21 protein-coding genes, 1 other RNA gene and 1 pseudogene are annotated in these 25047 nt (G+C 22.9%); 12 read left to right on the forward strand and 11 right to left on the reverse strand.

The genetic code is table 11. From position 1 onward, the window contains the following. Nucleotides 1-7 precede the first annotated feature (7 nt). Nucleotides 8-694: a nucleotide exchange factor GrpE gene (gene grpE / locus AB4W60_RS00845; protein WP_367676252.1), complete on the reverse strand. Its 687-nt coding sequence runs from the start codon at nucleotides 692-694 to the stop codon at nucleotides 8-10. Between the two features lie 108 nt (nucleotides 695-802). Here grpE and nadK point away from each other — a divergent pair, with 108 nt between their 5' ends. Further along, on the forward strand, nucleotides 803-1684 hold the full coding sequence (gene nadK, locus AB4W60_RS00850; protein ID WP_367676253.1) for an NAD(+) kinase: 882 nt from the start codon (nucleotides 803-805) through the stop codon (nucleotides 1682-1684). Nucleotides 1685-1688: 4 nt separating this feature from the next. Here nadK and ssrA read toward each other — a convergent pair. Then, nucleotides 1689-2052: a transfer-messenger RNA gene (gene ssrA / locus AB4W60_RS00855) on the reverse strand. A gap of 97 nt (nucleotides 2053-2149) precedes the next feature. Between ssrA and grxD the strand changes: the two genes are divergently transcribed. Then, nucleotides 2150-2458 carry a Grx4 family monothiol glutaredoxin gene (gene grxD, locus AB4W60_RS00860; protein WP_343188790.1) on the forward strand — a complete coding sequence of 103 codons (309 nt, stop codon included), beginning with the start codon at nucleotides 2150-2152 and terminating at the stop codon, nucleotides 2456-2458. Nucleotides 2459-2541: 83 nt separating this feature from the next. Here grxD and rnt read toward each other — a convergent pair whose 3' ends face one another. Beyond that, on the reverse strand, nucleotides 2542-3189 hold the full coding sequence (rnt, locus tag AB4W60_RS00865; RefSeq protein WP_367676254.1) for a ribonuclease T: 648 nt from the start codon (nucleotides 3187-3189) through the stop codon (nucleotides 2542-2544). Between the two features lie 120 nt (nucleotides 3190-3309). Between rnt and AB4W60_RS00870 the strand changes: the two genes are divergently transcribed. The 4 genes from AB4W60_RS00870 (at nucleotide 3310) to ychF (ending at nucleotide 5764) form a co-directional block, all read left to right on the forward strand. Then, the gene (locus AB4W60_RS00870; RefSeq protein WP_367676255.1) at nucleotides 3310-3930 is read left to right on the forward strand and encodes a Fe-Mn family superoxide dismutase; all 621 of its coding nucleotides are present in this window, start codon (nucleotides 3310-3312) and stop codon (nucleotides 3928-3930) included. Between the two features lie 96 nt (nucleotides 3931-4026). Further along, a complete protein-coding gene (locus tag AB4W60_RS00875) occupies nucleotides 4027-4185 on the forward strand; it encodes a hypothetical protein (RefSeq protein ID WP_367676256.1) in 159 nt (52 codons plus the stop codon). 29 nt (nucleotides 4186-4214) lie between these two features. Then, entirely contained in the window at nucleotides 4215-4601 is a 387-nt protein-coding gene (gene pth / locus AB4W60_RS00880) for an aminoacyl-tRNA hydrolase (RefSeq protein WP_343188869.1), read from the forward strand. Nucleotides 4602-4669: 68 nt separating this feature from the next. After that, complete coding sequence (ychF, locus tag AB4W60_RS00885; RefSeq protein WP_367676257.1) at nucleotides 4670-5764, forward strand: redox-regulated ATPase YchF; 1095 nt, start codon at nucleotides 4670-4672, stop codon at nucleotides 5762-5764. A gap of 58 nt (nucleotides 5765-5822) precedes the next feature. Here ychF and thrC read toward each other — a convergent pair whose 3' ends face one another. Genes thrC through thrA form a run of 3 tightly spaced genes read right to left on the reverse strand, consistent with a single transcriptional unit; the run spans nucleotide 5823 to nucleotide 10517 of the window. Further along, nucleotides 5823-7112 (reverse strand): threonine synthase, encoded by a 1290-nt coding sequence (thrC, locus tag AB4W60_RS00890; protein ID WP_367676258.1) that lies wholly within the window; start codon nucleotides 7110-7112, stop codon nucleotides 5823-5825. Beyond that, the gene (gene thrB, locus AB4W60_RS00895; RefSeq protein WP_367676259.1) at nucleotides 7099-8049 is read right to left on the reverse strand and encodes a homoserine kinase; all 951 of its coding nucleotides are present in this window, start codon (nucleotides 8047-8049) and stop codon (nucleotides 7099-7101) included. Before thrB ends, thrC begins: the two co-directional genes overlap by 14 nt. 17 nt (nucleotides 8050-8066) lie before the next feature. Next, entirely contained in the window at nucleotides 8067-10517 is a 2451-nt protein-coding gene (gene thrA / locus AB4W60_RS00900; RefSeq protein WP_367676260.1) for a bifunctional aspartate kinase/homoserine dehydrogenase I, read from the reverse strand. A gap of 393 nt (nucleotides 10518-10910) precedes the next feature. Here thrA and hpt point away from each other — a divergent pair, with 393 nt between their 5' ends. Next, nucleotides 10911-11444: a hypoxanthine phosphoribosyltransferase gene (gene hpt, locus AB4W60_RS00905; protein ID WP_343183233.1), complete on the forward strand. Its 534-nt coding sequence runs from the start codon at nucleotides 10911-10913 to the stop codon at nucleotides 11442-11444. A gap of 89 nt (nucleotides 11445-11533) precedes the next feature. Here hpt and panC read toward each other — a convergent pair whose 3' ends face one another. From panC to dksA, 4 genes are all read right to left on the reverse strand, one after another. Beyond that, nucleotides 11534-12328, reverse strand: coding sequence for a pantoate--beta-alanine ligase (gene panC, locus AB4W60_RS00910; protein WP_367676261.1), 795 nt, complete (start codon nucleotides 12326-12328; stop codon nucleotides 11534-11536). A gap of 64 nt (nucleotides 12329-12392) precedes the next feature. Then, nucleotides 12393-13187, reverse strand: coding sequence for a 3-methyl-2-oxobutanoate hydroxymethyltransferase (gene panB, locus AB4W60_RS00915; RefSeq protein ID WP_367676262.1), 795 nt, complete (start codon nucleotides 13185-13187; stop codon nucleotides 12393-12395). Nucleotides 13188-13293: 106 nt separating this feature from the next. Further along, the gene (gene folK, locus AB4W60_RS00920) at nucleotides 13294-13806 is read right to left on the reverse strand and encodes a 2-amino-4-hydroxy-6-hydroxymethyldihydropteridine diphosphokinase (RefSeq protein WP_367676263.1); all 513 of its coding nucleotides are present in this window, start codon (nucleotides 13804-13806) and stop codon (nucleotides 13294-13296) included. A 94-nt stretch (nucleotides 13807-13900) separates the two neighbouring features. Beyond that, complete coding sequence (gene dksA / locus AB4W60_RS00925; protein WP_343188801.1) at nucleotides 13901-14356, reverse strand: RNA polymerase-binding protein DksA; 456 nt, start codon at nucleotides 14354-14356, stop codon at nucleotides 13901-13903. Between the two features lie 207 nt (nucleotides 14357-14563). Between dksA and truA the strand changes: the two genes are divergently transcribed. The 3 genes and pseudogenes from truA to secA all read left to right on the forward strand — a co-directional run. Then, nucleotides 14564-15337, forward strand: coding sequence for a tRNA pseudouridine(38-40) synthase TruA (gene truA / locus AB4W60_RS00930; protein ID WP_367676264.1), 774 nt, complete (start codon nucleotides 14564-14566; stop codon nucleotides 15335-15337). A gap of 202 nt (nucleotides 15338-15539) precedes the next feature. Beyond that, the gene (gene mrcB / locus AB4W60_RS00935; protein ID WP_367676265.1) at nucleotides 15540-17825 is read left to right on the forward strand and encodes a penicillin-binding protein 1B; all 2286 of its coding nucleotides are present in this window, start codon (nucleotides 15540-15542) and stop codon (nucleotides 17823-17825) included. Between the two features lie 50 nt (nucleotides 17826-17875). Then, a pseudogene (secA, locus tag AB4W60_RS00940) lies at nucleotides 17876-20359 on the forward strand (preprotein translocase subunit SecA); the annotation flags it as partial. A 99-nt stretch (nucleotides 20360-20458) separates the two neighbouring features. Here the strand turns inward: secA and coaE are convergent. Then, the gene (coaE, locus tag AB4W60_RS00945; protein ID WP_367676266.1) at nucleotides 20459-21061 is read right to left on the reverse strand and encodes a dephospho-CoA kinase; all 603 of its coding nucleotides are present in this window, start codon (nucleotides 21059-21061) and stop codon (nucleotides 20459-20461) included. Between the two features lie 108 nt (nucleotides 21062-21169). Between coaE and AB4W60_RS00950 the strand changes: the two genes are divergently transcribed. Next, a complete protein-coding gene (locus AB4W60_RS00950) occupies nucleotides 21170-22225 on the forward strand; it encodes a GMP reductase (protein WP_343188805.1) in 1056 nt (351 codons plus the stop codon). 136 nt (nucleotides 22226-22361) lie between these two features. Next, on the forward strand, nucleotides 22362-25031 hold the full coding sequence (gene aceE / locus AB4W60_RS00955) for a pyruvate dehydrogenase (acetyl-transferring), homodimeric type (RefSeq protein WP_367676267.1): 2670 nt from the start codon (nucleotides 22362-22364) through the stop codon (nucleotides 25029-25031). Nucleotides 25032-25047: the final 16 nt, after the last annotated feature.

The raw sequence follows: 25047 nt of genomic DNA on the forward strand, positions 1-25047 counted from the left end.
GTTATGGCTATTTATTATCAGAATAATTTTTATTCATAGAAACTTCTACATGAGCTTTTCGTATCACTTTATTTTTTATAATATATCCTTTTTTTATTACATTAATAATAAAATTATTTGGAATTATTTTAGATTTTGAAAATAATATAGGTTTATGAATATTTTTGTTATATATAACATTTTTTTTATTTTCTATTTGAACTCCTAATTTGATTATGTTATCTATTAAAGATTTATATATCAACAAAATACCTTCAGTTTTATATTTTAAAGTATTATTATTTTTTTCAGTAAAATAATTTATTGTTTTTTCAAAAACATCTAAAAAATTTATTATTTTTTTTATGAATTTTTCAAAAATAATATTTTTTATGTTTTTTACATTTTTTTTTGCTTTATTTTTAATATTTATTATTTCTGCTTGAGATCTTAATCTTATTTCTTTAATTTTATTTTCTATATTTTTAATTTTTTCTTCCAATTCGACTATTTCATCTGTTATAACATTTTCTTTTTCATCTGTTATAACATTTTCTTTTTCATCTGTTATAACATTTTCTTTTTCATCTGTTATAACATTTTCTTTTTCATCTGTTATAACATTTTCTTTTTCATCTGTTATAACATTTTCTTTTTCATCTGTTATAACATTTTCTTTTTCATCTGTTATAACATTTTCTTTATTTTTTTTCATTTAATTTTTACTGATTTATAAATTATTAGTATTTAATCTATTATAAAGATTCATAATTCTGCTTGCAAGAGAATGATTTGTATAATTTTGTATAAGGATTTTAATTTAATGAAGAAATACTTTAAACGTATTGGTATAATTGGTCACCCCAGATATTCTAGTTCATTTATTACACATGAAATAATTTTTAATTGGTTGCTAACTAATAATTATGATGTTGTAGTAGAGTCTAAAATATCTAAATTTATTAAAATTAATAAACCTAATACTGGTTCTATTAGTAATATTGGTCAATATTGTGATTTAGCTATAGTTATAGGAGGAGATGGAAATATGTTACATGCTGCGCGTATTCTTTCTTCTTATGATATAAAAGTTATTGGTATTAATAGAGGTAATTTGGGATTCTTAACAGATTTAAATCCAAATACAGCTTTAAATCAATTACAATATGTTTTAACAGGAAATTTTACAATAGAAAATCGTTTTTTACTTGAAGTAGAAGTTATCAAACATAATTCTAGTTTTCATTTAAATACAGCTGTAAATGAAGTTATTTTACATCCTAAAAAGTTAGCTCATATGATTAATTTTAAAGTTTATATTGATAATATTTTTGCATTTTATCAGAGATCTGATGGTTTGATTATTTCTACACCTACTGGGTCTACTGGATATGCATTATCAGCTGGAGGTCCTATAATTTCAACATCTTTAGAAGCAATAGTTTTGATTCCAATGTTTCCTCATACATTGACCGCTCGTCCATTAGTTATTAGCAATAATAGTATTATTTGTTTTGAATATTTGGACAAAATTCATAAATTGAAAATTAGTTGTGATGGTAAAATAGTTTTTTCTATATGTAGTTTTGATACTATAACTATCAAAAAAAGTAAATATTATTTGAATTTAATACATCCTAATAATTACAATTATTTTGAAACTTTAAATTCTAAATTAAATTGGTCTACGAAATTTTTTAAGTGATTTTATATGGAGCTGGCGGGATTCGAACCCGCGTCCAAAATTTTAAATTATTAAAGTTTCTACATGCTTAGTCTATATTTTTTATTTAATTAGTTTTATTTTTATAGACAAAAATAAAACTATTTGCTTGTTTTTATTTATCATTTGAGTTTCAAGCTTACTACAAATGTTTTCTCTTTATTTATGACTTTCTATTATTTACTTAAAGAGTAAAGTAAGTTAGAAAGGCTTTTGACAGTTTTTTAAGCTGCTAGAGCGTATTTTTCTTGTTTTGCTTTTATATTTAATTTCGGTTTTTAGCGAGGCAAACCGTTCCTCGGCATGAGCTTTAATTTTTAATTATTTTGTCGAATCCAAAAATCAGCCCCTAAATGATATTTGTAATTAAAAATTGTATTAATAATAAATTATATTATAATTAGTTTTTTATTTCAATATTTTTTAATTTTATTATGGAATATTTATATGAATACGTTGGAGAAAATCAAAAAACAAATTTCTGATAATCCTATAATAATTTATATGAAAGGATCTCCAGAAAATCCCAGTTGTGGTTATTCAGCTCAAGCTGTTCAAGCTTTATCTTCTTGTGGTAAACGTTTTGCTTATGTTGATATTCTAAATAATTTAGATATTCGTAAGGAATTACCTAAATTTTCTAATTGGCCTACTTTTCCTCAAATTTGGATTAATGGAAAATTAATAGGAGGATGTAATATTATTATTGAAATGTTAAAGGAAGGTAAATTACAGAAATTAATAAATAATGCATGATTAACTGGTCATTGTTAATATAAACATATTTTTCATTAGATATTGTCTTCTTTTTTAAGAAGACTTTATCATTTTTATATTTTTTATTTTCTTTTTTTTGTTTTTGGAGGCCATCCACCTAATGTTTTCCATTTATTAACTATCTCGCAGAATAAGTTTGCTGTTTGTAATGTATCATATAAAGCAGAATGAGCTTGGTTATTATCAAATGTAATTCCAATAGATTTACATGCTTTGGCTAGTACTGTTTGACCTACTACTAATCCACTCAAAGATGCAGTATCGAATGTTGCAAAAGTATGAAATGGACTTTTAATCCCAGATCTTTTACTAGCGGCCATTATAAAACTATGATCAAAACTGGCATTATGAGCTACTATTATAGCTTTACTGCAATTATTTTTTTTAATACCTTCTTGCACTAAATTAAAAATATTTTTTATTGCTTTATATTCACTTATTGCTCCTCTTAATGGATTAAAAGGATCTATTTGATTAAATTCAATTGATTCTTCTCTTATTATAGAACCCTTAAAAGGTTTTATGTGAAAATGCAATTTATTTTCTTTTTTAATCCATCCTGATTTATCCATATTTAATGTTATAACTCCAATTTCTAATATTGCATCAGTTTGTGCATTGAATCCTCCCGTTTCTAAATCTATAACTACTGGATAAAAACTTCTGAATCTATTTTTAATTAAGTTAAATTTTTCTTGATTTATAGACATTAGATTCTCATTTAAAAATTAGAAATACTTTAATTGCTGTAAATATATTATATTATATAGTGAATTAATTTTAATATTAACATATAATTATTTTTATACAATAAAACCTGGATTGAAAATATGAGTTATATTTTACCTAAATTAGATTATGCATACGATGATTTTGAAACTTATATAGATAAAAAAACTATGTTTATTCATCATACTAAACATCATCAATCTTATATAGATAATACAAATAAAGTTTTGAAAGATTTAGGATTATCTGAAGTTTCCGTAGAAAATTTAGTTGTTAATTTAGATAAATTTGAAAAAGATAAAAAAAACTTTTTAAGGAATAACGCAGGAGGTCACTTAAATCATACATTATTTTGGAAAGGATTAAAATTAGGTTCTAATTTAAAAGGCAAGCTCAAAAATTCTATCGAAAATAATTTTAGTACGATAGATAATTTTAAGCAGCAATTTGAAAAAGTTTCTATGAATCATTTTGGGTCTGGCTGGGTATGGTTAGTTAAGAATAGTAATAATTTAAATATAATTTCTACTTCTAATCAAGATAATCCTTTAATGATAAAAAATATTAAAAATAATATTTTTAATTTTCCTATATTTGGTATTGATATTTGGGAACATGCCTATTATTTAAAATATCAAAACAGAAAATTAGATTATATAAAATCTGTATGGAATTTAATTAATTGGGATGAAGCATCAGTTCGTTTTTTAAATAGTGATTAAATTATAATTTTCAGTAATACTTCAAATTAAAAAGTATTACTGAAAATATTTTTTAAAAGTAATTTCTTTTTAAGTATTATAAAAGGATTCAAAAATTTGAATATTATAAAGATGATTGTTGGTTTAGCTAATCCTATAATAGATTATAATCATACTCGTCACAATATTGGAGCTTGGTATATAAATAAATTTGCTAAATATCATAATAAAATTATGATTGAAAAAAAAAATTTTATTGTTATTTATCAAAATTAAAAATATCCAATTCAATTATTAAAATAATTATTCCTAATACTTTTATAAATTTAAGCGGTAAATCAGTTTCTTGTATTTCTAATTTTTATAATATAGAAACAAAAAATATTCTAATAGTACATGACGATTTAAATTTATCTCCTGGAAAGATTAAAATTAGATATGGTATAAGTCATGGTGGTCATAATGGTATTAAAAGTATAATTAATAATATGAAATTCAAGTCTAATTTTTATAGGTTAAGTATAGGAATAGGACGTCCAAAATATAAAAAAGATGTTATATCTTTTGTATTAAATAAGCCAACTTTAGAAGAAAAAAAATTAATTCTAAAATCTATCAATGATGCAATATATATCACAAATCTGTGGATTAAAAACGATTTTGATTCTATAAAATCTTATTTTAATAGTTAAATATTTGTTTAAATTAATTTATTTAGATAGATAGCAATATTTTTATATTTTAAAGGACATTAATAAATATGAGTTTTAAATGCGCATTAATAGGATTGCCTAATGTTGGTAAATCTACTTTATTTAACTCTTTAACAAATTCATCAGTATCTTCAGATAATTTTCCTTTTTGTACAATTAATCCTAATGTAGGTATAGTATCATATCACGATAAACGTTTATATAATATTGCTAAAATTGTATGTCCTCAAAAAGTCTCTCCTTCCTCTATAGAATTTGTTGATGTTGCTGGTTTAGTAAAAGGAGCTCATAAAGGTGAAGGATTAGGAAATAAATTTTTAAATAATATTAGAGAAACAGATGCTTTAATACATGTAGTTCGTTGTTTTACTGATAAAAAAATATTACATGTATCAGGAAAAATAGATCCTATTAGCGATATAGAAACAGTAAATTTAGAGTTAATATTTTCTGATATAGAACGTTGTAAAAAATTTTTATCTAAGAGACATGTACATTCATCAAATAAATTTTCTAACTCTTTAGAAACCAATGTTTTAACTAAATGTTTACTGCATTTAGAAAAATTTAATATGTTGAAAAATTTTATTTTTACTAATGAAGAAAATAATATTTTAAAGCAGTTTAACTTTTTAACTATAAAACCTTTAATGTATGTTGTTAATATGAATGAACATGATTTTCTTAAAGAAAACTCATTATTTAATGAAATTTTGCTTATAGCTAAAAAAAATAATATCTCAGTTATTCCTTTATGTTTTACTCTTGAATTTGATATATCAAAAATGAAATTATTAAAAGAGCGCAGAGAATTTATTAAAGATTTAAACATTAAAGAACAAGGATTGAATAAAGTTATTAGAGAAGGTTATAAAATGTTAAATTTATTTACTTATTTTACAATGGGCAAAAAAGAAGTTAAAGCATGGACTATAACAAAAGGTATGACTGCTCCTGAAGCTGCATCAAAAATTCATAGTGATCTCAAGAAAGGTTTTATTCGCGCTAAAGTAATTTCTTATCTTGATTTTATCTCTTATAAAAGTGAAATAAAATTAAAAAAACTTGGCAAAGTTTATACTCAAGGTAAAAATTATATTGTGCAAGATGGAGATATAATTAATTTTTTATTTAATATTTAGTTTATTTAGAGAAATACAAAACTTTTATTTGTTTTGTATTTCTAATTGATTAAATAAATTATTTTTCTAATAAAAACATACGTAATTTTTTAAAATCTGGTTTCATATTATATGATAGTAATGGAATATTTTTTATTTTTTCTAGTTCTTTTGGTAAATTAATTTTTTTATTTATTATGTTTTCTACAGTATTTTTAAATTTTGCCGGATGAGCTGTTCCTAAAAATAATCCAAACTCATCTTTTTTTATTTGATCTTTCAATAATCTATATGCAATTGCTGCATGAGGCTCAGAAATGTATCCTATATTTGATAGTTCAATTATAGTTTTTTTTGTTAATTTTTCAGATACACTTCCAAATCCTAATCTTTTTAAGTCCCACTTGTTTCTTTTAAATAATTCTTCTACTCTTGGCCAATTATTTGGTTGACTTATATCCATAGCATTAGATATAGTAGAAATAGTTTTTTTTGGTTCCCACTTTCCATTTAAAAGAAATCTTGGTACTGTATCATTAATATTTGTAGAAGCTATAAATGACTTTATTGGTAATCCTATAGATTTAGCTAGTAATCCTGCAGTTAAATCTCCAAAATTACCACATGGTATAGAGATAACTAATTTTTTTCTTTTTTCTTCAGATAATAAAGCAAATGCTTCAAAATAATAACATATTTGTGCAAGCAATCTACTGATATTAATTGAATTTGCAGAATTTAATCCTGTTACTTTTTTAAGTTCTTCGTCATTAAATGCCTTTTTCACTAAGGATTGACATTCATCAAAACTACCATTGATAGCAATAGTAATTATATTATTTCCTAAAGTGCAAAATAACTTTTCTTGTAATTCGCTTATTTTTCCTTTTGGATAAAGTATTATAACTTTTACATTTTTCATTCTATAAAATGCATGAGCTACTGCAGCGCCAGTATCTCCTGATGTAGCTGTTAATATTGTGATTTTTTTGTTTTCTTTATTTAAATGTAATAATATTTGTGACATGAAACGTGCGCCAAAATCTTTAAATGCTAATGTAGGACCGTGAAATAGTTCAAGACAAGCAATGTTATTTGTTACACTAACAATTTTAGGTTTTGTAAAATTAAAAGCTTTTTTGATCTTTTCATCTAAAATAGAAAATTTTATTTCATCTCCTATAAAATAATTTAAAATTTTACTACTTCTTTCTATAAAGTTCATTTTTAATAATTTTGTTAACGTACTTTTACTAAAATTAGGTAATTGCATAGGAAAAAAAAGTCCTTGTTTTTTTCCTAAACCTAATTTTACTGCTTGGGAAAAATTTACTATTTCATTTTTATCTTTAAGGTTATAAAGTTTCATATTTGTCTCCAATTGAACGAGCACCTTTTGTATCTAAATAACATATGCGCACAAATCCTTCTTCGTTTTGTATATAATTTTTTTTCAACCATACAGCCATTTTATTAGCTATATTTATTTTATTACATATTGTAAATATTGTAGGTCCAGAGCCTGATATTCCGCATGCAATAGCTCCTATCTTTTTTGCTGCTTTTTTTACAGATGAAAAGTTTGGTATTAATTTTTTTCTATATGGTTCTGCTATTATATCTTTCATCATTATTGCTGCTAAATCTGATTGTTGAGTATAACTTGCGTGAATAAATCCAGCTAAATATTTATTTTGTTGAACTATTATATTTTTATCATATTTATTAGGTAATAAAGCTCTTGCTTTTGCTGTAGATATTTCTATACCTGGCCAAGCTACAACCCATATCCATTCCTTAAAAATAGGTATATTTTGACTTATTATTTTTTCTTGACCTATTATTAATTGTAAACCTCCTAAGTAACATGGAGATACATTATCATAATGAATACTTCCTGCTATGGATCCTTCTATTTCTCCCATTAAGGATAGTAATCTTAATTTTGTTAGTGGTTTTCCGAAAAAGTTATTCATTGCTACTAAACTAGCAACAACAGAACATGCGCTAGATCCTAAACCAGAACCTATTGGCATATTTTTTTCTAATTTAATAGATATTGGTGTTATTTTTTTATCTATGATTTTGCAAAATTTTTTCCAGCATTTCCAAACAATATTATTCTTATAATTTTTTGGTAATTTTTTAGAAAATTTACCTTCATTTATTAAATTGAATTCTGTTGATTTTTCTATAGTTACACAATCTCCTAATAAATTACCATTTATTGGTGAAACTGCTGCACCTAAAATATCAAATCCAACATTTATATTACCTATTGAAGCCGGTGCATAAATTTTTATCATTATTAAACTCTTAACCTCTATGATAGAGTACGTAATATATCAGTGAATACTCCTGCAGCAGTTACTTCATTTCCTGCGCCATATCCTCTAATAACTAAAGGTATAGGTTGATAGTATTTAGTATAAAATGCTAACGCATTTTCTCCATTTTTTATTTTATACAAAGGATCATTATTATTAACAGAATCTATTTTAACATGACATGAACCATTTTTATTAATTATTCCTATAAATCTTAATACTTTTCCTTTTGTGTGAGCTTTTTTTACTTTAATAGAAAAAAATTCATCTAACTCTTTTAATTTTTTCATGAAAATTTTTGTGTTTGATATTTCTTTAAATTCTTTCGGTAGTAATGGTTCAATTTTTATATCTTTTATTTCTAGATTATATCCAGCTTCTCTAGCTAAAATTAACAGTTTTCTTGCAACATCTATACCTGACAAATCATCTTTAGGATTAGGTTCTGTATAACCTAAAATTTTTGCTTCTTTTGTTGCTTCCGATAATTTTACTCCTTCATCTAATTTACCAAATATATATGAAAGTGATCCGGATAAAATACCTCTAAATTTAATTAACTGATCTCCAGAATTCATTAGATTTTTTAAGTTTTCTATTATCGGTAGTCCTGCGCCAACATTGGTATCATACAAAAATTTACATTTATATTTTTTAGTTTCTTTTCTTATATTTTTATAATATTCCATCTCTAAAGTATTAGCTTGTTTATTGGATGTAACTATATTGCATTTTTGTTTAATTAATTCTAAATACTTATATGCTATTTTATTGGAAGATGTACAATCTACTATTATTGGATTATACAAATCATATTTTTTTATTTTTTCTATTAATTTTTTAATATCAAATATATTATTAGATTGTTTGAATATTTGACTCCATTTTTTAATATCAATGCCATCTGAATTTGTTATTATTTTTTTTGAATTTGCTATACCACATATTTTAAATTTTATATTACTTTGCTTCAAATATTTATTTTGTTTTTTTATTTGATTTAATAAAGCTTTACCTACTCCACCTATTCCTATTAAAAATATTTCTGATATTTTTTTATTATAAAAAATTTCTTTATGAATTTTTTCTACTATTATTTTATTATCTTTTTCGCTTATTATTAATGAAATAGAGTTATTAGATAAACTTTGTGATAATGCTATTATATTTGCTTTCATTTTATCTAAAATACAAAAACATTTTATGAATATATTTTTATTAAGATTTATTTTATTCCCAATTATAGATATTATAGATAAATTTTTTATAATCTCTATTTCATGTATTAATTTTTGTTTTATTTCAGCTTTAAATTCTTTATTAAGTATTTTAAATGTTTTTTTTGTTTCTTTTTCTCTTATACAGAAACTAATACTATGTTCTGATGATGATTGTGTTATTATAATAATATTTATTTTTTCTTTATGTAACTTATCGAAAACACGTTTTGATATTTTCGTTTTGCTTTGCATATAGTTATTTTTTCCTACAACATTAAATATAACTACATTATTTATGCTAGTAATTCCTTTGATCTTATTTTTTGTATTTTTATTTTTGCAAATTAAAGTACCTTTAAAATTAGGATTATTTGTATTTTTAATTACGCATGGAATATTATAATCTAATATCGGTAATATTGTTTTTGGGTGTAAAACTTTTGCTCCAAAATATGATAATTCTAAAGCCTCTTTATATGATATTGTTTTTAGTAGTTTTGTATTTTTTACTTTATTTGGATCTGATGTATATATTCCATTAACATCTGTCCATATCTCACAACTATTTGCTTTTAGACATACTGCTAGTATGGATGCTGAATAGTCTGATCCATTTCTTCCTAAAACTACTAACTCTTTACTTTTATAACCAGCGATAAATCCCGCCATTAGTATAATATTTTTTTTAAAAATTTTAATTTTATTAAAATTTTTTATTGATTTATATATATTTACACTTGCATCAAGATAATTTTTATTTGCTGAAATATATTTTATTGGATTAATTATTGTTGCACTTTCTTTTTGGGATTTTAGTAGTCTATACATTATATATATAGATATTATCTCACCTTTTGATATTATTTTTGCATAGATTTTATCTGGACATATATTTAATAATTGTATTCCAGTAATCATTTTTTTGATTTTTGTGAATTCTAGATTTATTTTATTTTCTGTTTTTTCAATTTCAAAGTCTTTATTTTTATCTTTTATTTCTTTTATTATTTTTAAAAAAATTTTTTTATTATCTTCTATTATTTCTTTACACTCCTCATTATTTACAGACTTTTTTATTAATAGTTCAAAATTATTTGTAGTTTTAGCTGGTGCTGATAATACAACTGCTATCTGTACTTTTTTTGTTTCATTTATTATTATGTTAGCTACATCTAAAAACTTTTTTGAGTTTGCTAAAGATGTTCCGCCGAATTTTAAAATTTTCATATTTTTTATTTCTCTTAATTTTATTATAAAAAAACCCGTATTTTATACGGGCTTTGATATTTTTATTATGTGTTTTCAGCCCACATTTTATATTTGGAGTTTTAATTAAAATTATTTTACAGTTAGGCTGTTAATATACATATTATTTTGTTTATATTTTTATTTAAATTATTTTTATTTGATTTTTTATTTTTTTTATAAAATATTTTAGCATTTATTTTAATATAATAAATATACTTAAATTGTTTATATTTTTAAATATTAAAATTAATGTATTTGTTTTTTATTTAAAATTTGTTTTATATTTTTTGTCAATTGTATTATTGTACATATATTTCTTTATTATGATATAATATCATGATTTTTTAAAGTAACATTATTAACTAAAATTTTATGAATCATACTGTTGAAATGATAATTTCAAAAAAAGAACTTCAAAATCGCATTAAAGAATTAGGGAAACAGATTACTAATAACTACAAAAATAGTAATAGTAAGATGGTATTAGTGGGCTTACTTAAAGGTTCATTTATGTTTATGGCTGATTTATGTAGAGCAATTGATATTGACCATTCAGTAGATTTTATTACAACTTCTAGTTATGGTAAAGGTATGATATCTAATCATAATGTTAAAATATTAAAAGATTTAGAAGAAGATATTTTTGATAAAGATGTAATTATTGTTGAGGATATTATTGATTCTGGAAATACTCTTAATAAAATAGTTAGTATTTTACATTTAAGGAAACCTAAATCTTTAGCTATTTGTACTTTATTAAATAAACCTGGTTATCGTGATTTGAATTTTAGTATTGATTATATTGGTTTTTCCATAACTAATGATTTTATGGTTGGATATGGAATTGATTATGCTCAATGTTATCGTCATTTGCCATATATTGGTAAAGTAGTATTATTTAAATAAAAATATAAATTTAAATATATAAATAAAAAGCTATTTATAATATTTTATATCATAAATAGCTTTTTATTTATATATTTAAATTTATATTTTTATAAATTTACTTTTATATTATCTATTAGTCTAATATTTTTTATTATTACTGATAAAAATACTATAATTTTTTTGCTATTTTTAGAGAATGGTGCTAGAGATTTTCTATCAGATACTTTTAATAAATCTATTACAAATCCTTTATTAGTTAATTTTTTCCTTGATATAAGTAATATTTCTTTAATATTTTTTTGTCTTTTTTTGATCTCTTTTTTTATATACTTTAAATTTTTATATATATCTAATGCTAACATAAATTGTTTTTTTGTTAAATGTATATTTCTAGAACTTATTGCTAAACCATTTTTATGTCTTATAGTAGGTACGCTTATTATTTTAATATCATAATTCATATCATTTACTAAATTTTTTATTATAAATAATTGTTGGTAATCTTTTTCTCCAAAAAGAGCTATATTTGGTTGTATTATATTAAATAATTTAGCTATAATTGTAGTTACTCCCCTAAAATGTTTTTTTCTTTTTTTACCTTCTAATATATTAGACAAATAAGGTACTTCAACAAAAGTATGTAGAGATTTTGTTTTTTTTAGTATTTGTTTTTCTTTTGGATAAAATATAATATCAACATTATTTTTTTTGAGAAGATTAAAATCTTGTTCTATGGTACGTGGATAGTTTTTTATATCTTTTTCATTGTTAAACTGCATAGGATTTATAAATATACTTACTATAGTAATGTTTGTTATTTCTTTTGCTTTTTTTATTATAGATAAGTGACCTTTATGTATATTTCCCATTGTAGCTACCAGAGAAATACTCTTATTTTCCATTTTTATTTTTTTAATTATTTTTTTATTTTCTCTATTTCTTTAATAATTTTCATATAATTATTTCTTAAAAAAAACTATGTTCTTTACTAGGATAAATTTCTAATTCTACTTCTTTTATGTATTTTTTTATAGATCGTATAATATTTTTTTTATTATTTGAAAAAATTTTTACAAATTTTGGAATTTTACCTTCTGTTAAACCCAAAGCGTCATGCATAACTATCACTTGGCCATCTGTATATTTACCTGCTCCTATACCTATTATTGGAATTTTTACTTTTTCTGTTATTTTTTTAGCTAATTTATAAGGAACACATTCTATTAATATGATTTGAGCTCCTGCTTTTTCTAAAGATAATGCTTCTTCTAAAATTTTATTTGCTGAATCTATTGTATTACCTTGAACTTTATAATTACCTAAAATATTAATAGATTGAGGTTTTAATCCTATGTGAGCACACACAGGAATTGATCTTTCTGTAAGTTTTTTTATAGTATTTTTTAACCATTTTCCTCCTTCTATTTTTACCATATTTGCACCTGATCTTATTATTTTTGATGCATTTTCATAAGACAATTCTTTTGTCGAATATGACATAAATGGTAAATCTGATATAATAAATGCATTAGGAGATCCTTTTCTTACTGCTTTTGTATGATATATTATATCTTTAGTTGTTACAGATATTGTTGATTTATTTCCTTGAAAAGTCATACCTAAAGAATCTCCAACTAACATTATTTTAATTCCGTCATTATAAAATATTTTAGAAAATGTATAGTCATATGTTGTTATTACAGCAAATTTATATTTCTTTTTTTTCCACTTGTATATATCTTTTATATTTATAGAGTTCATTTTTTTAGCCTTTATTACAATAAAATTATTTTTTAAATCTTATTTTAATAAACTATTTATTTAATGAATTATATTTATAAAATAAAAACATTTTATAAATAATATTTTATTTAAAATAATTATTTTTTAATAAACAAAAATAAGGGTAAATATTTTTTTTACTTAATTTTTTAGAAATTAAATGTATTGATTCTCCTTCAGGGGTTTTTATATTAGAATTTATTTCTAATATAGGTGTTATTACAAATGATCTATTTTTCATATCATAATGAGGAATTGTTAGTTTTTTGTTATTGATTGTAAAATTTTCAAATAAAATAATATCTATGTCTATTGATCTAGAATCCCATTTAAATTTTGTGCGAATTCTTCCTTGTTTTTTCTCAATTTTATTAATGTAATGTAGAATTTTATATGGATTTAATTTGGTTTTAATTAAAATAACAGCATTTAAATAATTTTTTTGTTTTTTTATACTTTTATAAGGTTTAGAATAATATATTGTTGATATATCAATTATTTTGCTATATGGAATATTTTTTATATTTATTATAGCATTTATTATTTGTTTTATTGGGTTATTAATATTACTTCCTATAGATAAATATACACTTTTCATTTGTTTTTTATTAAATTTTATTTATTTTTATATTAAAATTATAAAAACTATCAATAACTTCAATAATTATTGATAGTTAAAACAATAAATTTTTTTATCCGTTAATTTGTTTTTTTTTTATTTCTTCTAATGTTTTACAATCAATACATAGATCAGCTGTAGGATGAGCTTCTAATCTCCTTATTCCTATTTTTACTCCACATAATTCACAAAAACCAAAATTATTTTCTTTTATTTTTTTTAGCGTATATTTTATTTTCTTTAATAGCTTTCTTTCTCTATCTCTATTTCTTATTTCTATACTAAATTCTTCTTCTTGTACTGCTCTATCAACAGGGTCAGGAAAATTTATTGATTCGTTTTTTATATAAGATAAAGCTGAACTACTTTCTTTTTTAATTTTATTGTCCCATGCTTTAAGTATTTTTTTGAAATGGTTAATTTGCAATTTACTCATATATTCTTCTCCATTTATTTGTTTATATGGTTTTACTCCCGCAATATTTAAAATACTTAATATAGATGATTTATTATTTCGTTGTTTTTTCATATTTTCTCTTATATAATATTTTGTAATTATAAATTTTTAATCATATTATAATATTTTAACTTTTAAAATGCTTAAAATTAAATAAATTTAAATTTTATTTGATACAATAAAATTTAAATTTTTGATTTTTTTAGTATTATAAATACTATATAGATTATACTTAATCTAAATTAAAATAGTAAATATAATCTCTATAGGAAAAATTTAATGAAATTTGCTTTATGTATAGAATATAATGGTAGTAATTACCATGGTTGGCAAATACAAAAAGGTTTATCTAGCATTCAAAAAGAATTAGAATTTGTTTTGTCAAAAATTGCAGGGCAAAAAATATTAGTTCATTGTGGAGGTCGAACAGATAAAGGAGTACATAGTTTAGGTCAAATAGTACATTTTGAAACAAGTGTTATACGCAAAGATTATTCCTGGTTGATTGGTATAAATTCTCATCTTCCAAAAGATATTGTAGCTCATTGGATTAAAATTGTTCCTAGTTATTTTCATGCTCGTACCAGCGCTATTAATCGTTATTATAGATATTATATATATAATAATAAAATTAGAACTGCATTAAATTATAATAAAGTAACTCATATTTATAAAAAATTGGATTTAGATCTTATGTTACAGGCTTCTAAATTGTTTATAGGAGAGCAGAATTTTAATTCATTTAGATCTTCTTATTGCCAGTCAGTTAGTTCATTTAGAAATGTATTGTATATAAATGTTAAAAGAGATAATTTTTTTATAATAATTGATATTAAAGCAAATTCTTTCTTACATAATATGGTTAGAAAAATAGTAGGTTCTTTAATAGAAATTGGTTCTAAAAATAAAAATATAAATTGGATTGAATATATTCTTAATAGTAGCAAAAAAGTATATGTTCCTACAGCTCAATCATCTGGATTATATTTAGTATCTATAGAATATCCTTCTGAATTTAATTTTCCTCTTATGCAATCAAATTTTATTTTTTGAATTTATTTTTTGTATTTTTGATTTTATTTATTTTACAAATCATAAAATTTTAATGTAGTTTATTAAATCTAATAATTTTTATTAATAAAATTATTTTTTTTGAATATAAAATATATTTCTATTAAAAATTTAGCTCTTAATTTGTTTATTTTTAAAATTTGAGATTATGCATTCATATTAAGTTATAAGAAGAGAAATATAAATGAGTAGATTATATAAGATACTAATATTTTTTTTAATAAAGATACTATTTATAATATTTATATTTATATTTTACGGTTTATTTTTATATAATAAAATACATAATTTTATTGATGGTAAAATCTGGAATTTACCATCATATATTTATAGTCGTACTATAGAATTTACTGTAGGTTCTGCTTTTAGCAAAGAGAAAGTAATTTCAATTTTAGAGTGTAATTATTATCACCAATCTATTAATTTAACACATCCAGGGGAATTTGTTATTCATAAAGATAGCATAGATTTAATTAGACGTTCATTTAATTTTCCAAATCAATTTGAAAATAAAATTTATGCACGTATTATTTTTCAAGGCAATTGGATTATTAAAATCAAAAATTTATATGATGATACTAATATAAAATTATTAAAACTAGATCCTAAATTGATAGGGTTATTAAATTTCAATAATAATCATCAACGTTTATTTTTTCCTATTTCTGAATTTCCTAGTGTTTTAATTAATATGTTATTAGCTACAGAAGATAAAAATTTTTATACTCATGATGGTATTAGTTTTTATTCTATTTTGAGAGCTTTCATAGTAAATATTTATGCTGGAAAAACTATACAAGGAGGCAGTACTTTAACTCAACAATTAGTCAAGAATTTTTTTTTATCGCATGAAAAATCTTTTTTACGAAAATTAAATGAAGTGTATATGGCTGTTATTATGGAATTTTGTTATAGTAAGAATCGTATTTTAGAACTTTATCTTAATGAAGTTTATATGGGTCAAGTCAATAATAATGAATTGCATGGTTTACCTTTAGCTAGTATTTATTATTTTGGTTCTTATATAAATGAATTAAATATTGATCAATATGCTTTATTAGTTGCTATGGTAAAAGGAGCTTCTTTGTATAGCCCGTGGAATAATATTACTTTATCTTTACAGAGAAGAAATTTAGTTCTTTTTTTAGCATTAAAAAATAAAGTAATTAATCAATTTGTTTATAATAAAAATGTTTTATTGCCTATTAATGTTTATTATAAAAATGATGTAATCAAACCAGCACCGTCCTTTATTCAATTAGTTAAGTATGAATTATTATATAAATTAAAATATTCAATTGAATACTTAAATGGATTAAAAATTTTTACTACTTTTGATCCTTTATCACAGTATAATGCAGAAAAAGCTGTTAAAAATGTTATACCTTTATTGAATAAAAAACAAAATTTGTCAGATTTAGAAACTGCAATGGTTATTGTAAATAAATTTACTGGTGCTGTTAATGGTATCTTGGGAGGATCTAATCCAGAATTTGCGGGATATAATAGAGCTTTACAAGCCAGACGTTCTATAGGTTCTTTGGCTAAACCTGTAATTTATTTAACCGCATTATCTGAACCATATAAGTATGGTTTAAATACTTTACTTAAAGACGAACCATTAGAAATAAAATTAGATAATTTTAATATTTGGAAACCTTTAAATAATGATTGTAAATTTAGTAAACAGATAATTTTACTAGATGCTTTATCTTATTCTGTAAATATACCTACTGTTAATTTAAGTATTTCTTTAGGTTTTAAAAAACTTATAAAATCATGGATTTTACTAGGTATTTCGAAAAAACATTTGAACTATTTTCCTTCTGCTTCTTTAGGAGCTATTAATCTAACTCCATTTGAGATTTCACAGGTTTTTCAAACTATTGCAAATAAAGGTAAAAAATCTATTTTATTCTCTATTGATTGTATAATGAATAATAATCAAAAAATAATTTACAGTCATGTATATAAATATAATCAAGTTATTTCTCCTCAGGCATCTTATTTAATTTTATATGCTATGCAGCAGGTTGTTGCTAATGGTACTGCTCGTAGCTTAAATAATCTATTTCCTAATTTTGGTATAGCAGCAAAAACAGGTACAACAAGTAATTTAGTAGATAGTTGGTTTGCTGGAATTAATTTTGATCAAGTAGTCTTAACTTGGATAGGTAGAGATAATAATAAAACTACTAAGCTTTATGGAGCTTCTGGTGCAATGAAAATTTATTCTAGTTATTTAAATGGAATATATCCTTTGCCTTTAATTCTAATTCCTCCTAAGAATATTCAAATGTTTTTTGTAGATAGATTAGGGCATATTATTTGTGTAAGAAATCATTCTAAAAACAGAATTTTACCTATTTGGCTATTTAACTTGAATAAATATTGTAAAATTAAAAATAGTGATATTTTTGATAGCATACATACAAAAAAATTTAATTTTTTTAAATTTTTGTTTAAATAAAATTAATAGCACCTTATTTTATTTGAAATCTATTTTATAGAGATTTGTTTATGAAATTGATAAAATTTTTATCTAAAATATTTAAAAATTATAGTAAAACTTTTTTAGAGAAAATGTATAAAAAATTAAATAAAATCAATAATTTGGAATCTTATTTTAAAAAGATGAAAGATAGTGATTTTAAATTAAAAACTATAAAATTACGTAATAGTTTAAATAATGGTGATACGTTAAATTCTATTCTCCCTGAAGCGTTTGCAATGGTCAGAGAAGCTAGTAGTCGTGTATTTGGTATGAGGCATTTTGATGTACAGTTAATAGGCGGAATGGTATTAAATAATCAATGTATTGCTGAAATGAGAACTGGAGAAGGAAAAACTTTAACAGCTACATTACCAGCATATTTAAATGCATTGACTGGTAAAGGAGTTCATATAGTTACAATGAATGACTACTTAGCAAAAAGAGATGCTGAAAGAAATAGACCTCTATTTGAGTTTTTAGGTCTAACTGTTGGTATTAATTTATCGGGAATGTCAAATTACTTAAAAAGAAAATCTTATTCTGCAGATATAACCTATGCTACTAATAATGAATATGGTTTTGATTATTTACGCGATAACATGATTTATTCCTCAAAAGAAAAAGTACAGAGAAATCTACACTATGCATTAATAGATGAGGTAGATTCTATTTTAATAGATGAAGCTCGAACTCCATTAATCATATCAGGTTTATTAAAAAATAATTTAAGTATATATCAAAATATCGATGAAATTATACCTAATTTAATACGTCAAGATAAAGAAGATTCTGATATATTTAATGGTAATGGACATTTTTCAGTAGATGAAAAAACTAAACAAATTAATTTAACTGAAAGAGGTTTATTAAAAATAGAAAAAATTTTATTAAAAAGACATATTATAAAAGAAAGTTCATCTCTTTATTCTGATAAGAATATAATTTTATTACAGCATATTATTTCATCTTTGCGCGCTCATATATTATATACTAAAAATGTAGATTATATTGTAAAAAATGATGAAGTAATTATAGTTGATGAGCATACTGGTCGTACTATGCCAGGTAGACGTTGGTCTGACGGGCTACATCAAGCTATAGAAGCTAAAGAAAAAGTTACAATAAGGCACGAAAATCAAACTTTAGCATCTACAACTTTTCAAAATTATTTTAGATTATATGAAAAATTATCTGGAATGACAGGTACAGCCTGTACCGAATCTTTTGAATTTAAATCAATTTACAATTTAGATACAATAATAATTCCTACTAATCGTCCAATGATTCGTAATGATATGCCTGACTTGGTTTATATCACAGAAAAAGAAAAAATATATGCCATTATAAATGGTATAAAAAATTGTATAAAAAAACAACAACCTGTATTAGTAGGTACTATATCTATTGAAAAATCTGAATTAATATCAAGAGAATTACTTAAATTAGGAATAAATCATAATGTTTTGAATGCTAAATTTCATGCTAAAGAAGCTGATATAATTTCCCAGGCAGGTAAACCTGGCGCTGTAACTATTGCAACTAATATGGCTGGTAGAGGTACTGATATAGTATTAGGAGGAAGTTTAGAATCTGAATTAAAATTGAATAAAAATTTAGATAAAAAACAAGAAAAAAAAATAAAAAAAACTTGGAAAAAAAATCATTTAATCGTTTTATCTGCAGGAGGATTACATATTATAGGTACTGAAAGACATGAGTCTAGAAGAATAGATAATCAGTTGCGAGGCAGATCAGGTCGTCAAGGGGATAATGGATCTTCTCAATTCTATTTGTCTATGGAGGATTCATTAATGAGAATTTTTGCATCTAATAAAGTTATTACTATGATGCGTAAGCTAGGAATCAAATCTGGACAATCTATAAATCATCCTTGGGTTACTAAAGCAATCTCTAATGCTCAAAAAAGAGTTGAAAATAGAAATTTTGAAATTCGGAAACAATTATTAGAATATGATAATATATCTAATGATCAACGCTGCATAATATATAATTATAGGAATCAACTAATTAATACAGATAATATTAATTATGTTATATATAATATATTAGAAGATGTTATAAATTTTGTATTTTCTACTCATACTAAATTTAATAAAAAAAAAGATATAATTGATATCGTGAATTTAAAACATCAATTAAAACATGATTTTAATTTAAATTTACCTATTTCTTCTTGGTTTAAAAAACATAAATTGAGAACTGTGATTAATAGAACTATTAATTATATTAAATTATTCTTAAAATATAAAGAAGTAATAATTACTTCAAAAAAAATGAGAAAATTAGAAAAAGAAATTATGTTACAGAATTTAGATTTATGTTGGAAGGATCATTTATCATCTATGGATTATTTACGTCAAGGTATTCATTTAAGGGGTTACGCACAAAAAGATCCTAAACAGGAATATAAGAAAGAATCTTTTTTGATGTTTATTAATATGATAAAAACATTAAAATATTACTTAATTTCTAATTTAAGTAGATTAGATGTTATATAGTTATGTATTGTTAATATAAAAATTTTAGATAAAGTTTATATATAATATTTTTAATAAAAATTTCATATACGTAATTAAATATTTTTAAAATTATTTCATTTTTTTAATAAAAGATAAATTTATATATTTTTTATTAAGTTGATGTATTATTGATTTTATTTTTCTAATATCTCCGTTGTTTATTATAATATCATTTGCAAAAGAATTTCTTTTTTCTCTAGTTATTTGATAGGATATAATTTTTTTAATATTTTTAATATTTTCTTTATCTCTTTTAATAATTCTATTAATTTGAATTTTTGGATCTATATCTATTACTAATATTCTATCTACTTTTTTGTATAATTTTTTTTCTATTAATAAAGGTGTTACCCATAAACACCAGTTTTTTTTTACCTTTTTAATTTTTTCTGTGATTTTTTTATTTACTAATGGATGCAAAATACTTTCTAACCATTTTTTATTATTTATCGAAGATAAAAAAAATTTTTTTAGTAAATTGAAATTGATTTCTTTATTTTGTTTTAAGCCAAGTTTTTTATTTATTATTTTTTTTACTTTTTTATTATAATGTAAGATTTTTTTATTTTCAATATCAGAATCAATAACGTCTATTCCTATTTTTTTGAATTCGTTTGATATTGTTGTTTTTCCAGAACATATTCCTCCTGTCATTGCTACAATAAAAGTCATTTTTTTAGTTTTCTAATATGTTAAAAATATATTTAAATTATAGTTTAAATATATTTTTTATAAAGGTATTTTATGTAATAATTTTATTGTTATTATAAGGATAATATTATGCGTATTGAAGAAGATATTAAATTAGGATTTAAAGATGTATTAATTAGGCCTAAACGTTCTCTGCTCAAAAGTAGATCACAAGTAGAATTATCTCGTAATTTCATTTTCAAATATGCTAAATATTCTTGGTCAGGAATTCCTATTATAGCTTCTAATATGGATACTATAGGAACATTTAATATGGCTAGGGTTTTATCCTCTTTTAATTTATTAACTGCTATAAATAAATATTACTCTATAAAAGAATGGTATATTTTTATAAAAAAAACATCTCATAAAATATTAAATAATATTATTGTATCTACAGGAATATCTCATGATGATTTTATGAAAATTAAAAAAATTTTCTCTTTATCTAAAGATTTAAATTATTTATGTATTGATGTTGCTAACGGATATTCTGAGCATTTTGTTTCTTTTGTTAATAAAGTTAGAGATCATTTTCCTGATAAGATTATATGTGCTGGTAATGTTGTTACAGGAGAAATGGTTGAAGAATTAATATTATCTGGAGCTGATATTGTTAAAGTAGGCATTGGTCCTGGTTCTGTATGCACTACTAGAATTAAAACTGGAATAGGTTATCCTCAACTTTCGGCTATAATAGAATGTGCTGATGCAGCTCATGGATTAAAAGGACAAATTATTAGCGATGGTGGATGTTCTGTTACTGGTGATATAGCAAAAGCATTTGGCGGTGGTTCTGATTTTGTTATGCTTGGCGGTATGCTAGCTGGTCATTATGAATGCAATGGAAAAATTATTACTACAAATAATGGAAAAAAATTTATGTTATTTTATGGTATGAGTTCAGAATCTGCTATGAATATACATGTTGGAGGTGTTGCTAGCTATAGATCTGTAGAAGGTAAAACTGTTAAATTACCTTTTAAAGGTAGTGTTGAAAATACTATTTATGATATCTTGGGAGGTTTAAGATCAACTTGTACTTATGTTGGAGCTGGAAATTTAAAAGAACTAACTAAAAGAACTACTTTTATTCGTGTAAATGAACAAGAAAATTTAGTTTTTGATAACAAAAAAGATTTTTAGAAATTATATTTAAATTTATATGAATTAAATTTTATTTTTAATTTTAATTTTTAATGCAATTTAAATATATTTAATTTTATTTAAAATTAAATATTTAATTTTTTTGATTATTTAAACAAGAGGAATAATACTGCTTATGTCAGAATTTTTATATAATGACGTAGATCCAATTGAAACTAATGATTGGTTACAAGCAATAGATTCTGTGATCAGAGAAGAAGGTATTGAAAGAGCTAATTTTATAATAAAAAAACTATTACATAAAATTAATATAAAAAAAAAACTCTTATATCCAGTTTTAGGAATTAGTAATTATATAAATACTATACCTAATTCTGAAGAACCTAAATATCCTGGAAATCTATTTATAGAAAGAAAAATACGTTCTATAATAAGATGGAATGCTATAGCTATGGTATTAAAAGCTTCCAATAAGGATTTAGATTTAGGAGGTCATTTGTCTTCTTTTCAATCTTCTGCAACCATTTATGAAGTATGTTTCAATCATTTTTTTCGTGCTCATAATAAATATGATGGAGGAGATTTAGTTTATTTTCAAGGTCATATATCTCCCGGAATATATTCTAGAGCATTTTTAGAAGGTAGGTTATCAGAAGATCAAATAAACAATTTTAGACAAGAAGTTGATGGTAATGGATTGCCTTCTTATCCTCATCCTAAGTTATTACCAAATTTTTGGCAATTTCCTACAGTATCTATGGGTCTTGGTCCTGTTTGTGCTATATATCAAGCTAAATTTTTAAAATATTTAAATAACAGGTCTTTAAAAGATACTAGCAAACAAACTGTTTATGCTTTTTTAGGAGATGGTGAAATGGATGAACCTGAATCAAAAGGTGCCATTTCTATTGCTTCTAGAGAACAATTAGATAATTTAATTTTTATTATTAATTGTAATTTACAGAGATTAGATGGTCCAGTTATTGGTAATGGTAAGATTATTAATGAATTAGAAAGTATTTTTTTGGGTGCAGGATGGGAAGTTATTAAAGTAATATGGGGTGATAAATGGGATAGCTTGTTAGCTAAGGATTCTAGTGGAAAATTAATTCAATTAATGAATGAAACTTTAGATGGTGATTATCAAAATTTAAAATCTAAAGATGGAAAATATGTTAGAAAAAATTTTTTTGGAAAGTATAAAGAAACATTAAATTTAGTAAAAGATATGACTGATGATGAAATTTGGAAATTAAATAGAGGTGGTCATGATCCAAAAAAAATTTATGCTGCAATTAGTAAAGCAAAACAAGTTATTAATAAGCCAACATTAATATTAGTACATACTATAAAAGGTTATGGTTTAGGTAAAATTGCAGAAGGTAAGAATACTGCTCATCAACTAAAAAAAATAAATACAAAAGATATATATAATATAATTAATCGTTTTGATATAAATAAAAAAGATATTGATGTTAAAAATATTAACTTTATTTCTTTAAAGAAAAATTCTGAAGAATATAATTATCTACATAATCAGCGTAATAAACTTTGTGGTTATATTCCATATAGATTGTCTAATTTTAGCAAGAAATTAATTCTTCCTTCTTTAGATGATTTTAATTCTTTATTAATAGAACAAAAAAGACATATTTCAACTACCATAGCTTTTATTAGAGTTCTAAATATAATTTTAAGAAATGAATTTATTAAAAATTTGATAGTTCCAATTATTGCTGATGAAGCTCGTACTTTTGGTATGGAAGGTTTATTTCGAAAAATAGGAATTTATAATTTTAATGGTCAAAAATATACTCCTCAAGATAAAGAACAATTAGCATATTATAAAGAAGAAAAAAATGGTCAAATTTTACAAGAAGGTATAAATGAATTAGGTGCTGCTGCATCTTGGTTAGCAGCTGCAACTTCTTATAGTACTAATAATTTTCCTATGATTCCATTTTATATATATTATTCTATGTTTGGTTTTCAAAGAACAGGAGATTTATTTTGGGCAGCTGGCGATCAACAAGCTAGAGGATTTTTAATAGGTGCTACTTCAGGAAGAACTACATTAAATGGAGAAGGTTTACAACATGAAGACGGTCATAGTCATATATATTCTTTGACAATTCCAAATTGTATTTCTTATGATCCTGCTTATGCTTATGAATTTGCTGTTATTATAAATTACGGTTTATCTAAAATGTATGGTACTTCTCCAGAAAATGTTTATTTTTATATAACTACTACGAATGAAAATTATTATATGCCCGAAATGCCTAAAAATTCTATAGAAGGAATATGCAAAGGTATGTATAAATTAAAAAGGATAACAAACAATAATAGTTTTATCAATATTCAATTAATGGGATCAGGTGCAATTTTGCGACATGTACTTATAGCTAGTAAAATTTTATTAAAAGATTATAATATTAGTTCTGACATATACAGTGTTACTTCATTCACTGAACTAGCTAGAGATGGTTATGATTGTGATAGATGGAATATGTTGCATTTAGATCAAAAACCAAAAGTTCCTTATGTATCTCAAATTATGAATAACTCTCCAGCTATTGCCGCAACTGATTATATGAAGTTATTTGCTGAACAAATAAGAAATTATATTCCTTCTAATTCATATAAAGTTTTAGGTACTGATGGTTTTGGTCGCTCCGACAGTAGAAAAAAATTACGTAATTATTTTGAAATAGATGCTTCTTATATTGTAGTTTCTGCTTTATTTCAGTTGTTTAAAAACAATAATATAGAAAAACATGTAGTTTCTAAAGCAATTAAAAAATTTAATATTGATATTAATAAGATAAACCCTAGATTAGCATAGAGTAATTGAAAAAATT

It is taken from the genome of Buchnera aphidicola (Neophyllaphis podocarpi) (assembly GCF_964059055.1).
In the GTDB taxonomy this organism is placed as follows: Bacteria; Pseudomonadota; Gammaproteobacteria; order Enterobacterales; family Enterobacteriaceae; genus Buchnera_M; species Buchnera_M aphidicola_A.